At 67.4% G+C, this 13,286-nt stretch carries 8 protein-coding genes; all 8 read right to left on the bottom strand.

Going from position 1 to position 13,286, the window contains the following annotated elements; translation table 11 throughout:
- Window positions 1-2: 2 nt before the first annotated feature.
- The gene (locus JX552_RS22975; protein ID WP_205874156.1) at window positions 3-1,958 is read right to left on the bottom strand and encodes a serine/threonine-protein kinase PknH/PknJ; all 1,956 of its coding nucleotides are present in this window, start codon (window positions 1,956-1,958) and stop codon (window positions 3-5) included.
- Window positions 1,959-2,076: 118 nt separating this feature from the next.
- On the bottom strand, window positions 2,077-4,590 hold the full coding sequence (locus JX552_RS22970; RefSeq protein WP_205874155.1) for an ATP-binding cassette domain-containing protein: 2,514 nt from the start codon (window positions 4,588-4,590) through the stop codon (window positions 2,077-2,079).
- Between the two features lie 65 nt (window positions 4,591-4,655).
- Window positions 4,656-5,045 carry a DUF4189 domain-containing protein gene (locus JX552_RS22965; protein WP_205874154.1) on the bottom strand — a complete coding sequence of 130 codons (390 nt, stop codon included), beginning with the start codon at window positions 5,043-5,045 and terminating at the stop codon, window positions 4,656-4,658.
- Window positions 5,046-5,089: 44 nt separating this feature from the next.
- Entirely contained in the window at window positions 5,090-5,824 is a 735-nt protein-coding gene (locus JX552_RS22960) for an LppX_LprAFG lipoprotein (RefSeq protein ID WP_205874153.1), read from the bottom strand.
- Window positions 5,825-5,966: 142 nt separating this feature from the next.
- Window positions 5,967-8,504, bottom strand: coding sequence for an ATP-binding cassette domain-containing protein (locus tag JX552_RS22955; protein ID WP_205874152.1), 2,538 nt, complete (start codon window positions 8,502-8,504; stop codon window positions 5,967-5,969).
- A 297-nt stretch (window positions 8,505-8,801) separates the two neighbouring features.
- Window positions 8,802-10,631 (bottom strand): serine/threonine-protein kinase, encoded by a 1,830-nt coding sequence (locus JX552_RS22950; protein WP_205874151.1) that lies wholly within the window; start codon window positions 10,629-10,631, stop codon window positions 8,802-8,804.
- A 371-nt stretch (window positions 10,632-11,002) separates the two neighbouring features.
- Complete coding sequence (gene embR, locus JX552_RS22945; RefSeq protein WP_205874150.1) at window positions 11,003-12,163, bottom strand: ATPase/transcriptional regulator EmbR; 1,161 nt, start codon at window positions 12,161-12,163, stop codon at window positions 11,003-11,005.
- 281 nt (window positions 12,164-12,444) lie between these two features.
- Entirely contained in the window at window positions 12,445-13,170 is a 726-nt protein-coding gene (locus JX552_RS22940; RefSeq protein ID WP_205874149.1) for a C39 family peptidase, read from the bottom strand.
- Window positions 13,171-13,286 lie beyond the last annotated feature (116 nt).

Below are 13,286 nucleotides of genomic sequence, written 5' to 3'. Positions count from 1 at the left end.
GGCTACTTCTCCTTGTTGACCTTGGCGACGATCTTGTCGGCGATCTGGCCGCCCTGGTCGGTGATCTGATAGCCGCAGGCGTTGACGTCGACGATCACGTTGTTGGCCACTTCCATCGCCCGCTGGCACTCCCAGCCGTTGGCGCCTTCCTGAGCGTCGATCACCGTGATCTTCGGCGAGGTCCCCCGGACCTCGGAGAAGGTCCATCGATAGGTCTTGCCCGAGTTGGTGACGCTGACAGTCTTGCCCGCGCAGCCCTTCCATCTGTTCAGCGAGCTCTGCAGGAAAGACTTTGCTTTGTCTGCGGTCGGAAAGGTGACGGCGGCCTGGTTGACCCAGTGGTCGTAACTGTCACCCGGCTCGGACGAGACCAACCCGCTGATCCCGGTGTAGCCGCTACCGGCATACGCCGGACCCTGACTGCCGTACACGGCACCTTGGCAGTCGGGGATCGACATCGTCACCGGTGAGGAGTCCACCGTCGTGATCGGCTTGCCGGGCTGCATCGTCGATGAACCCATCACCGCGTTGACCTCTGAGGCCGTCAGCAGCAGCGAACTCAACCGGTCCTCGGCGACGGGTTTGAGTTTGGGCGCCGGATCCGGTTGGGCGACTTGCCAGATGATCACCCCCGCGACGACGAGCACCGCCACGATGGCGGTTGCGGCGATGATGGGCCAAAGATTGCGCTTGGCTGGTGCCGGCTGGGGCGGGTGGCCCTGGCTCCACGCCGACGGGATCGGGCCAGATGACATCGGCGTGCTCGGCGGTCCGGCGCCCCAACCGCCGCTCTGGTGATACGGAGGATTGTTCTGCGGGTGCGGGCCCGCGGCCGGAATCGGTCCACTGACGGGGTTCCACGCGGGATGGCCGGACGGCGTGGACGGCCGCTGCTGCTGTGCCGGACCTGGTGCCGCACCTGGGGGCCCCGACGGTCCGGAGCTACCGCTGTACTGCGGGGCGGGCGGCCGCGACGATGGTGGCGGGGCACTTGGCGGTCCCGGGCGCTGCGGCGGAGCGAGCGCGCCGGCGGGCATGGTGGGTGGCGACATCGCGGTCGGCGGACCGGGCAGCGTGGCTTCCTGGCTGCGACGCAGGATGTTCTCCGCGTGGTCCTGGTCGGGCGAGCTCAGAGCTTCGTGGGCGGCCAGCGCCAGGTCACCCGCACTGGCGTAGCGGTCCTCGGGCTTTTTGGCCATGCCGCGGGCGATGACGGAGTCGAAGCTCTTGGGGATGCCGGCGCGTGCGGTGCTGACCTGCGGAACCGGGTTCATCAAATGCGCCGTGACCAGGGACCCCGCGCTGTCGGCGCGGTACGGCGGACCGCCGGTCAGGCATTCGTAGAGCACGCAGGCCAGCGAGTAGATGTCGGCGCGGTAGGTGACCTCGTCGTTGGAAAACCGTTCCGGGGCCATGTATTTCCAGGTCCCGACGGCGGTGCCCATCTTGGTGAGCTTCTCGTCGGTGGTGGCGCTGGCGATGCCGAAGTCGACCAGGTAGGCGAAGTCGTCGCGGGTGACCAGGATGTTGGGGGGTTTGACGTCGCGGTGCATGACCCCGGCGGAGTGCGCGGCATCCAGGGCTGAGGCGATCTGGGTGATGATCGCGACCGCGCGCGGCGGGGTCAGCGGGCCGTAACGTTTGAGCACGCTGTCCAGGTCGGTGCCCTCGATGAGACGCATTTCGAGGTACATCTGGCCGTCGATCTCGCCGTAGTCGTGGATCGGCACCACGTGCGGTTCCTGTAGGCGCCCGGCGATGCGGGCCTCGCGCTTCATGCGCTCCCGGAAGACCGGGTCCTTGCTGAACTCAGCGGTCATGACCTTGACGGCCACCGTCCACTCCTTGACGGTGTGCTCGGCTTCGTAGACCTCGCCCATCCCACCGCGGCCCAGCAACCGCTTGAGTTCGTACGGCCCGAACATCGACCCGACGCGCGAACTCTGCGTGTCGCTCATCGCTGATCCTCCAAATCAACCAACGTCGCCGACACTATCAACAACCTCCTGGTAGAGGCGCAAACCGCAAAATGCAGTCGGGGGCCATCACCAGCGTATTCGGTGTCACCCGGCGGGGTTACTTCCTGGCCCGTCGTTGCGGCCCCATGCGCCGGAGCCGCAGCACGATGAGTACCACCAGCACGACCGCCTGCGCGGCGCAGGCTGCCGCGGCGATCAACCAGCTACCGACGTCGTAGTCCCACATGGGGTCCTGATCTCCGCCGGCGGTCCGCCGCAGATCGTTAAGATCGACGGTCGAGGCGGCCATGGCGTAGGCCCAGCGGGAGGGGGAGAGCCAGGCGAGCTGTTCCAGTGGGATGCGGTCTTTGACCGGGAACATGCCGCCGCAGAGCACGAGTTGGGCCATGACGACCAGCACGAGCAGCGGCATGCCGCGGTCGGCGTTGCTGATCAGTGCCGAGATGAGCAGGCCGAGGATCATCGACACCACGGTCACCGCCACCACCGCCACGGCTACCTCGATCCGGGGCCAGGGCATCACCACCGACTGGTCCGGCGCGGGCAGGAATGCCACGCCGAGCAGGCCCAGGATCAGTCCCTGAGCGGTGGTGATGGCGCCGAGGACGGCGAGTTTGGAGGCGAGGTAGGCGGCGCCGGACAGTCCGATGCCGTGTTCGCGCCGGTAGATCGCCTGTTCCTTGACGATCTCCCGAATCGAGGAAGCACAGCCCATCAGCGCGCCACCGATGACCAGCAACACCAGGAGTTGGCCCGGTTGTGTCGACATCTTCTCGATGGCGTTGGCCAGGGAGAGTCCGGCGTCGCCGGGGACGGCGTAGGTGAACAGGCTCAGCAGCAGGGGGAGGGCGAGTAGGAACAGGGTGTATTGGCGGTCGGCGGCGATGACGGCGAGGTAGCGCCGCGACAGGATGGCGAATTGGGCCAGGGGGCTTTGTTGGGCTTTGGGTTGGGGTTTGGGTTTGGTGGGGTGTTCGGGTCGGGGTGTGTGGGGGTGGTTGGTGGGGGTGGGGGTGAAGGCGGCGTGTAGGGGGGAGGTGTTGTAGCGGGTGGTCCAGTCGGTGTCGGTGTCGTTTTCGAGCAGGATGAACAGGTCGGCGAAGTCGGTGCAGCCGAAGTAGGCCAGGGCTTGTTGGGGTGGGCCGAAGTAGGCCAGGCGGCCGCCGGGGGCCAGGACCAGCAGGCGGTCGCACATGTTGAGGTGGGCGATGTTGTGGGTGACCACGACCACTGAGCGGCCGTCGTCGGCCAGGGTGCGCAGGGTTTGCATGACTGATTTTTCGTAGCCGGGGTCCAGTCCGGAGGTGGGTTCGTCCAGGAACAGCAGAGAGGGTTTGGTCAGCAGTTCCAGGGCGACGCTGGTGCGTTTGCGTTGGCCGCCGGACAACGAGTCGATGCGTTGGTCGGCTTGGGTGGCCAGGCCGAGTTCGGTGAGGACTTCTTCGATGCGCTGGGTGCGTTCGGTGGCGCTGACGTCGTGGGGAAAGCGCAGGCGGGCGGCGTAGTTCAGGGCGCGGCGCACGGTCAGGGGGGTGTGCAGGATGTCGTCTTGGGGGACGAAGCCGATGCGGTGGCGCAGTTCGGGGTAGTTGTCATACAGGTCGCGGTCGTCATAGCGCACGGTGCCGGTGGTGGCGGGGCGAAAGCCGGTCAGCGCGCCCAGCAGGGTGGACTTGCCGGCGCCGGAGGGGCCCACGACGGCCAGCAGGCTGCGTTGGGGCAACACGAAGCTGACGTCATCGAGTAGGACTTTGGCTTGCCCTCGGCCCGCGTGGGTTTCGACGTGCAGGTTGGCGGCTTCATAGGAGATGTCGCCGGTGTCGACGTATTCCACGAGGCGCTCGCCGGCCAGGTGCAGCAGCTGGTGGCCGATGCCCACGATGTCGTCGGGGCCGATGACCGCGCGGGTGATGCGGGTGCCGTTGACGTAGGTGCCGTTGGCGGAGTGGTTATCGAGCAGTTCCCAGCCCGCGGGGGTGCGCCGCAGCAGGGCGTGGCGGCGCGAGACCAGCAGGTCGTGTAACACCACGGTGTTCTCCGGGGCGCGCCCGATGCTGATGGTCTGAGCGTCGATCGCATGCACCGCGGTCGGGGTGCGCAGCGAGGTGGTCTGCACCCCCGGCGGGGTGCCCAGCCCCAGCTCATCGCTGGGCAGCGGCGGCAACGCCAGCTCGGTGGTCGGGGCGGTCTCGGGGGTTTCGGCGGCGGCGTCGGGTCGCGTCGGTACCGGCAGCGGCAGCGGGTCCACCCTGGTCGTGGCCTGCCCGATCGACACCGGCCCGGTGCTCCCCAGGCCGGGATGAAACTCCACCTGCTCTCCCGAGGTCGCCGATCCCAACACCACCGTCACCGGCTGATCGGCGATCACCACCCGCTCCACCCGCGCACCCGCCACATACATGCCGTTGCTGCTGCGATTGGACAACACCCACCCCGACCCAGTGGCCTCCAACACCGCATGCACCCGCGAGACCCGCGGATTGTCCAACTGAATATCGGACTCACCCGAACGCCCCACCGTCCACACCCGCCCCGAGGCCAGCACCCAACGACGACCACCCCCACGCACCCGCAACCCGGCGGTCTCCGGTACCCCCGACACCTCGTCCATCTACGCCTCCGCTACACCGACCACGCCGCCCCGATCAGCGCGCGGGCGGGCGGGGCGCATCGACTTTAGTTGCAGAGCCAGGTGCCGATCCATCCCGCGGTGCCGAGCCGCGTCATGGCGTCCCTCTCCGCGGCGAGCAGTGTCGACCCGTACCCTCCGGCGTGATCCCCGGCGTTGTTTTCGGCGACCGCACCGCATTCGGAGAAGGAGACCAGAACCTTGCAGTCGGACTTGCCGCACGCGCTCATCGCGGCGCTCTCCGCGGCGGCTCGCGACGGAGCGTCCTTGGTTCGGCCGAACAGCTGCCCCGACGGCGAGTAGGCGATCGCGCCGTACTGGCCGTCGGCGCGTGCGGTCGGCGCCGGCGCGATCAGCAACGTCGTCACCGCCGCCACGCCGGCCAGTGCGACCACCGCGCCTCCTGGAAAGCGCGCCTGAAAAGCGGTCAATCCCATGATGGTTCCTTTCCGCGCTGAAAAAGATCGGGTTCCACGAGGTGCTAGACCGGCTTGGTCGCGGTGACTTGTTTGCCCCACTCCGACATGGTCATCGACACCGACCCGTTCTCGACCGGGGTGATTTCGATCTTGACCAGGTGGTAGGAGCCGTCCGAGGCGATCCAGACAGTGGTCGGGGTGGGCGGCGCGTTCTGCGGGCTCAGGCGTGACCCGGCCAGCGTTGCGACGTCGTCAGTCGACGATGTACCGGTGATCTTCGTGGTCGCGACGCCGTTGATCTGCTCGGTGCCGCTCACTTTCGGGCTCTGCAGGTTGGCCAGCAAGTGGGCCAGGCCCTTGTCGGGATCGAGCAGCGTGGAGACTTCATAGATCGATGCGCCGTTGCCGTAGTCGGTGAATTTCCCGGGTTCTGCGACATCGGAGTAGAGGTGGCCGTCGACGAAGACGAACTTCGAGTCGACGGGACTCTTGCCGACCGTCAGCGTCGCGGTGCCGTTGGCCACGGTCTGCGGCGTGTTGGAGACGTCGCCGTCGAGCTTGGTCACCTCCAGATTGGGCACCGAGCCCGTAACGGTGAGGCTGACGTGCATCCCGGTGACCTTGCGCATCGCCTCCGCGGCCTGTTTGACGGTGCTCGCGGCGTCGACGTTGGGTGCGTTGGACCCGCTGCCGGACGTGCTGTTCTTGGGACTGCCACAGCCGGTGAGCACCAGGGCCGTCACCACGACCGCTGCTGCGGCCCCGGCGCCGGCTCGGGACCAGAGCTTCAGTTTCATAGACATCTCCTTCGTTGAGGCAACCGGAGCGTTGCCACGGGGCAAACTGATCTGGAGGGCGCACCAAAGCCAGCGAATAGCGTAAACCTGCCGGTATTCGCTTGGCCAGACCCATTTTTCGGGCATTAAGCAAACATCTCGATCACCAGCGGGCGGTCTTGCGGGTCCTGGGCTGCCGATCGAGACGGCGTAGTCGCATGGCGAGCAGGAGCACCATCGCCAGGCCCAGGGCCGAACACATCCCCAGGGCGGTCAGATAGTGCCCACGGTCGTGGGTCCACATCGGGTCGGTGTCGGTGAGGCGGATGTAGTTCACCCCGAGCGACGAGCCCGCCATGGCGTAGGCCCAGCGGGAGGGGGAGAGCCAGGCGAGCTGCTCCAGTGGGATGCGGTCTTTGACGGCGAACATGCCGCCGCAGAGCACGAGTTGGGCCATGACGACCAGCACGAGCAGCGGCATGCCGCGGTCGGCGTTGCTGATCAGTGCCGAGATGAGCAGGCCGAGGATCATCGACACCACGGTCACGGCGACGACGGCGGCCGCGATCTCGGCCGAACCGACATGACGAAGCAGCTCGGGGCTGCCGGACTGCAGCAGCAGCGAGTCGTCGGGCGGCGGCAGGAAAGCGACTCCGAGGAATCCGAAGATCAACCCCTGCAAACCGGAGATAACGCCCAGCACAACGAGTTTGGAGGCGAGGTAGGCGGCGCCGGACAGTCCGATGCCGTGTTCGCGCCGGTAGATCGCCTGTTCCTTGACGATCTCGCGGATGGAGCCCGCGCACCCCATCAGTGCCCCGCCGATGACGAGCAGCACCAACAACTGGGTAGGTTGCCTGGATTGCTGCGTGATGGCGTTGGCCAGGGAGAGTCCGGCGTCGCCGGGGACGGCGTAGGTGAACAGGCTCAGCAGCAGGGGGAGGGCGAGTAGGAACAGGGTGTATTGGCGGTCGGCGGCGATGACGGCGAGGTAGCGCCGCGACAGGATGGCGAATTGGGCCAGGGGGCTTTGTTGGGCTTTGGGTTGGGGTTTGGGTTTGGTGGGGTGTTCGGGTCGGGGTGTGTGGGGGTGGTTGGTGGGGGTGGGGGTGAAGGCGGCGTGTAGGGGGGAGGTGTTGTAGCGGGTGGTCCAGTCGGTGTCGGTGTCGTTTTCGAGCAGGATGAACAGGTCGGCGAAGTCGGTGCAGCCGAAGTAGGCCAGGGCTTGTTGGGGTGGGCCGAAGTAGGCCAGGCGGCCGCCGGGGGCCAGGACCAGCAGGCGGTCGCACATGTTGAGGTGGGCGATGTTGTGGGTGACCACGACCACTGAGCGGCCGTCGTCGGCCAGGGTGCGCAGGGTTTGCATGACTGATTTTTCGTAGCCGGGGTCCAGTCCGGAGGTGGGTTCGTCCAGGAACAGCAGAGAGGGTTTGGTCAGCAGTTCCAGGGCGACGCTGGTGCGTTTGCGTTGGCCGCCGGACAACGAGTCGATGCGTTGGTCGGCTTGGGTGGCCAGGCCGAGTTCGGTGAGGACTTCTTCGATGCGCTGGGTGCGTTCGGTGGCGCTGACGTCGTGGGGAAAGCGCAGGCGGGCGGCGTAGTTCAGGGCGCGGCGCACGGTCAGGGGGGTGTGCAGGATGTCGTCTTGGGGGACGAAGCCGATGCGGTGGCGCAGTTCGGGGTAGTTGTCATACAGGTCGCGGTCGTCATAGCGCACGGTGCCGGTGGTGGCGGGGCGAAAGCCGGTCAGCGCGCCCAGCAGGGTGGACTTGCCGGCGCCGGAGGGGCCCACGACGGCCAGCAGGCTGCGTTGGGGCAACACGAAGCTGACGTCATCGAGTAGGACTTTGGCTTGCCCTCGGCCCGCGTGGGTTTCGACGTGCAGGTTGGCGGCTTCATAGGAGATGTCGCCGGTGTCGACGTATTCCACGAGGCGCTCGCCGGCCAGGTGCAGCAGCTGGTGGCCGATGCCCACGATGTCGTCGGGGCCGATGACCGCGCGGGTGATGCGGGTGCCGTTGACGTAGGTGCCGTTGGCGGAGTGGTTATCGAGCAGTTCCCAGCCCGCGGGGGTGCGCCGCAGCAGGGCGTGGCGGCGCGAGACCAGCAGGTCGTGTAACACCACGGTGTTCTCCGGGGCGCGCCCGATGCTGATGGTCTGAGCGTCGATCGCATGCACCGCGGTCGGGGTGCGCAGCGAGGTGGTCTGCACCCCCGGCGGGGTGCCCAGCCCCAGCTCATCGCTGGGCAGCGGCGGCAACGCCAGCTCGGTGGTCGGGGCGGTCTCGGGGGTTTCGGCGGCGGCGTCGGGTCGCGTCGGTACCGGCAGCGGCAGCGGGTCCACCCTGGTCGTGGCCTGCCCGATCGACACCGGCCCGGTGCTCCCCAGGCCGGGATGAAACTCCACCTGCTCTCCCGAGGTCGCCGATCCCAACACCACCGTCACCGGCTGATCGGCGATCACCACCCGCTCCACCCGCGCACCCGCCACATACATGCCGTTGCTGCTGCGATTGGACAACACCCACCCCGACCCAGTGGCCTCCAACACCGCATGCACCCGCGAGACCCGCGGATTGTCCAACTGAATATCGGACTCACCCGAACGCCCCACCGTCCACACCCGCCCCGAGGCCAGCACCCAACGACGACCACCCCCACGCACCCGCAACCCGGCGGGCTCCGTAGTCAACTCATCCATCCCACGCCTCCGCTGACACCCGACCGCGCGAATCATGACGTCCTGCGGACCGTGCCTGCCGCGACCGCCGGCTCAGAAGTAGCTTGGCACGGCGTCGGCGGGTGGAGCCGGCCACGGCCGTGGCGGGTGCGCAGGCTGCCAAGGTCGATGCCCTTGATGAGGCGCATCTAGAAGGGCCAGCTGTCCGTCGATGTCGCCTTAGCCGCGGCTGGGCTCGACACGCGGTTCCGTCAAGCCCGGCGACTCGCCCATCGCGACCACCCGATGTGATTGTGGCGCTTGGGCATTCGACTTCGATCAGCCGTATTTCATCCACCAGTTGTGCAGGTCTTCGATCGTTGCCGGATCACCGAAGACGTCGTTGAGCATGAGCTTGCCCTCGTTGCTCCAGATCACGTTCGGGTGGTTCTTGTAGGTTCCGCAGGCGATCATTCCGGCGGTGACCGTCGGGTCCCGGTCGTAGTGCCAGCCGTCCGGTGACGGACCCTCGCCAGGGCAGTTCGCGAGCTGCACGGCGGCGATGTCGTCGTTGAACGCCTGCTTCAGTGAGTCGAGGTTGGGGAACAGCCCATAGATCGCGCGGCTGGGACCGCCCTGATTGGTGTTCTGTCCGCAGTCGACCATGGCGATCGTGCCGGTCCACACGCTGTTCGGCTTCGGGGTGGTCGTCGTGCACGTTCCCGACGGGTAGCCGGAGGGCAGCATCGAAAGCAACCTGCTCTGCGGGTCACCGCCCGCCGTGGTGGTCGCCGGCGCACTCTTGGTGGTCGTCGGCTTGCCGGAGCTGGTGGTGGTCGAGGTGGTCGTGTCCGTCGCCGACTTGGTGTCGTCCGGGCGCGTGGCCAACCAGATGCCGACGCCGGCCACGATGAGCACTACGACCAGTGCCGCGGCGCCCGCCACGATGGGCCACGGGCTGCGCTTGCCGCCGGGCTGAACGCCCTGGTTCCAGGTCGGCGGGCCGGGCTGCTGCGGGCCGGACGGGGCACCGCCCCAGCCGCCGCTCTGTCCGAAGTACTGCGGCGCCTGGGTGGGTTGACCCTGGGCGGGGATGGGCCCACTCGCCGGTATCGGACCGCTCCCGGGCGACCACGAGGGCGCGCTCGTCGGCGACTGCCGCTGCAACGGCCCCGAGCCGATCGGGTCGCCGTAGGCGGGCGGTGGCGAGTACTGCGGCGGTGGCGCGGCGGGCGGCGGTGTCGGGCCGGTCGGTATCGAGGGTGCCACCGCGGTGCCGGGCAGCGTCGATTCCCGACTGCGACGCAGGATGTCCTCGGCGTGGTCCTGGTCCGGGTCGCTCAACGCGTCGTGCGCGGCCCGCGCGAAATCACCGGCGCTGGCGTAGCGGTCCTCGGGCTTTTTGGCCATGCCGCGGGCGATGACGGAGTCGAAGCCCTTGGGGATGCCGGCGCGCGCGGCGCTGACCTGCGGCACCGGGTCCATCAGGTGCGCGGTCACCAGCGTCGTGGCGCTGTCGGCACGGTACGGCGGACTCCCCGTCAGGCATTCGTAGAGCACGCAGGCCAGGGCGTAGATGTCGGCGCGGTAGGTGACCTCGTCGTTGGAAAACCGTTCCGGGGCCATGTACTTCCAGGTCCCGACGGCGGTGCCCAGTTGGGTGAGCTTCTCGTCGGTGGTGGCGCTGGCGATGCCGAAGTCGACCAGGTAGGCGAAGTCGTCGCGGGTGACCAGGATGTTGGGGGGTTTGACGTCGCGGTGCATGACCCCGGCGGCGTGGGCGGCATCCAGGGCTGAGGCGATCTGGGTGATGATCGCGACTGCGCGCGGCGGGGTCAGCGGGCCGAAGCGTTTGAGCACGCTGTCCAGGTCGGTGCCCTCGATCATGCGCATTTCGAGGTACATCTGGCCGTCGATCTCGCCGTAGTCGTGGATCGGCACCACGTGCGGTTCCTGTAGGCGCCCGGCGATGCGGGCCTCGCGCTTCATGCGCTCCCGGAAGACCGGGTCCTTGCTGAACTCAGCGGTCATCAGCTTGACGGCCACCGTCCACTCCTTGACGGTGTGCTCGGCCTCGTAGACCTCGCCCATCCCACCGCGGCCCAGCAACCGCTTGAGGTGGTAGGGCCCGAACGTCGAGCCCACCCGCGAGTCTGGTGCCTCGCTCATTGCCGATCCTCCTCGATGAACCCGAAATCCCGCCGACACTATCAACAGCCTTCAGGTATTGCATGGAGCGCAACCACCGGCCTCAGCAATCATGACGGTAATCGGGACGGCGGGTGCTTGCCAACAAGACTGCCAACACCCTCACCCGAAAACCGCACATGTTGTCGTGATGGTGACGCTAACGGCCGGGTCCGGCTGGCGCTCGACTGCCGGCGATCACGAAAAGTCTTGTGGCAATGGCCACCCCGCCGCTGCCCGGGTACCCGCTCACCTCCGCGCCCGCGCCCGCCCCGGCGCTGCCGGAATCCGGCTGACTACACCGCGGAAGTCATTGTGCACGTGGCACATTCACCCGCTACCGGCGTGCTTTGTCAGGCCTGCGTGTGCGCAGCGATCTGGAAGGTGAACTCGTGGTCGCAGATCCGGATGTGGTCTCCGTCGTGGATGGTGGCCGCGGTGCGGATCCGCTGGTGCCGCACGTGCACACCGTTGGAGGACCGCAGGTCGTTGATGATGTAGTTGGTCCCGGTGTCCACGATGACGGCATGGTGTCGGCTGACGTTCGCGCTGTCCAGGACGATGTCGTTGTCGCTGAGGCGGCCGATCCGGGTCGCCGCCGAACGCAGCGGGTAGTCGTGGCCGGTGGCAACGTCGCGTAGGTAGGCGGCCACTTTCTGGGTCGCGGCCATGGTGCGCTTGTCCAGCACGGTGACGGTTCCCACAGCGGTCACCTTGGCGTTCTGTTTCACGTCCAGAGTTTCCTGGCGCAGGATCTTCTCGTTGAGCGCCCGCAGTGTCGGACCGGGATCGATTCCGAGGTCGTCGGCGAGGGTCGCTTTCACGCGGCGATAGGCGTTCAGGGCGTCGGACTGGCGGTCGGTGAGGTAGTACGCCGTGATCAGCTGCGCCCACAGCGGCTCCCGGTAGGGGTGCTCCACCGTCAACGCCTCGAGTTCGGTGATCACCGCCGACGCCCGTCCGCACGCGATCTCGGCCTCCGCTTTTGCCGTGTGCGCGATGATCTTGTCCTCCACCAGGGCGGTGGCGAAGGAGTCGACGAATGGAAAATCACGCAGATCGTCGAGAACCGGTCCGCGCCATTCCCGCAGCGCCGCCGACAGATGCCGACTGGCCTGTTCGAAGCTGCCCGATGCGGCGGCGTGCACACCCGCCGTCTTCTCGGCGATGAACCGTCCCAGATCGCAGGTGTTTTCGGGGATGGTGAGTCGGTAGCCCGGTGGCGCCGCGGCCAGCACCAGGCGGGGGTCGACTCCGGCGGCGCCGACCAGCTTGCGCAGGTTGGACACGTAGGAGTGGATGCTGGCGCGCGCCCCCGATGGCGGCCATTCGTCCCACAAGGCGGTGATCAGCGTGTCGACCCCGACGGGCCGGTTGCGGTTGATCACCAGCATGGCCAGCACGGCCCGCTGCTTGGGTGTTCCCAGGGGCACCAGGGCCCGGTCGATCTTCATCTCCAGCGGTCCGAGCACACCGAACTCGAGATGTGTGTCCATCATCGCGCTCCCAGCCATTCCAGGTCTGCCGCGGCTCCGATGCCTGTCGAATACCGAGGTGCCAGTACGGCGACCTTCCTCATTATTGTGTCCTGATCGCTGTCGGTCGTGTTACTGCGGGTCCCATACAGCGTGTCATTCTGGTGCCAGTGCAGTGGATTCGCACCAACCCGGAGCCGGCACGTCTGCGATTGGGGACCTTCGGCCCGTCCCGCGGATTGCCGTCGCTGTCCCGGTGATGATCCGTGTGGACTCGAATTGCCAAGTGGTGGATGAGAACCCGTCCTCGCGCCGGGCAGTCATTTGACCGTGGCCACGGTGTACAGCAGGAAATGGTGGCTGGTCGCCCATGCCTTGGCGAAGAGTTCCAATGGGATCTGCTCGTCGCGGCCGTTCTTGCTGCCGCTGTCATTGAGGTGCACGACGCCCTTGCGGGTATCCACGCCGGTGACCACCACCGCATGGTCGGACACCGGGTTGCCTTCGTCGTCCTTGTTTTCAATCGGCTCACCCCAGATCATTTCGGCGTTGACGCTCACGATGACGGCGTGGCCGCTGCCCAGGTAATGCTTGAGGGCGTCCATGCCGGTGGCGATGCCGTTCCCGGCGGCCTCGTCGTCGTCGGTCGTCTTCGAGCCCACGCCGTAGTGCGCGAGCAGCGCCGGGATGTCCAGGCGGTTGGTGCCGTTGCCGGAATCCGGGTGCTGTGGGTCGGCGGGCTGGATGTAGATCGAGCCGGGGTGCCTGGTGCTGGGCGTCGACCGCGCCACCTCGATGATGGCATGCTCCGACGGTTCGTTGCCGGTCATCTGGCCGACGATGTCGGCGCTTGCCATGATGGCGCAGTCGTCATACTTCTGCAGGCGCCACCACTTGGCCGCTGCCGCGGGATCGCCGTAGACGATGCCGCCCGCGGACGCTTCGGCGGGGGCGGCCAGACCCAGCGCCACAGACCCCGCGGCCGTACCGGCCAGCAGGGCCAGCAGGGCCGTCCTGGCGACGGCAGCGATCTTGTTGGTCATCATGGGAAGTCCTTTTCTCGACCCGCGGCGGGTGGACCTATCTGCGGCGCTGAAATGTCTTGACGTTCAGGGCGACAAGCCAGAGGGGCAGCCGGTGCGACCGGCGGCTGCCCCTGTCG

This window comes from Mycobacterium gordonae, from assembly GCF_017086405.1.
Taxonomy (GTDB): Bacteria; Actinomycetota; Actinomycetes; order Mycobacteriales; family Mycobacteriaceae; genus Mycobacterium; species Mycobacterium gordonae_D.
Note: the sequence above shows the minus strand (reverse complement) of the source record. Positions and strands in the feature narration are given on the sequence as shown.

Excerpts from the sequence above, each read along its gene's own strand:
- JX552_RS22975 (WP_205874156.1), bottom strand. The coding sequence starts at position 1,958 with ATGAGCGACACGCAGAGTTCGCGCGTCGGGTCGATGTTCGGGCCGTAC.
- JX552_RS22950 (WP_205874151.1), bottom strand. The coding sequence starts at position 10,631 with ATGAGCGAGGCACCAGACTCGCGGGTGGGCTCGACGTTCGGGCCCTAC.
- JX552_RS22970 (WP_205874155.1), bottom strand. The coding sequence starts at position 4,590 with ATGGACGAGGTGTCGGGGGTACCGGAGACCGCCGGGTTGCGGGTGCGT.
- JX552_RS22955 (WP_205874152.1), bottom strand. The coding sequence starts at position 8,504 with ATGGATGAGTTGACTACGGAGCCCGCCGGGTTGCGGGTGCGTGGGGGT.
- embR (WP_205874150.1), bottom strand. The coding sequence starts at position 12,163 with ATGGCTGGGAGCGCGATGATGGACACACATCTCGAGTTCGGTGTGCTC.
- JX552_RS22940 (WP_205874149.1), bottom strand. The coding sequence starts at position 13,170 with ATGATGACCAACAAGATCGCTGCCGTCGCCAGGACGGCCCTGCTGGCC.
- JX552_RS22960 (WP_205874153.1), bottom strand. The coding sequence starts at position 5,824 with ATGAAACTGAAGCTCTGGTCCCGAGCCGGCGCCGGGGCCGCAGCAGCG.
- JX552_RS22965 (WP_205874154.1), bottom strand. The coding sequence starts at position 5,045 with ATGGGATTGACCGCTTTTCAGGCGCGCTTTCCAGGAGGCGCGGTGGTC.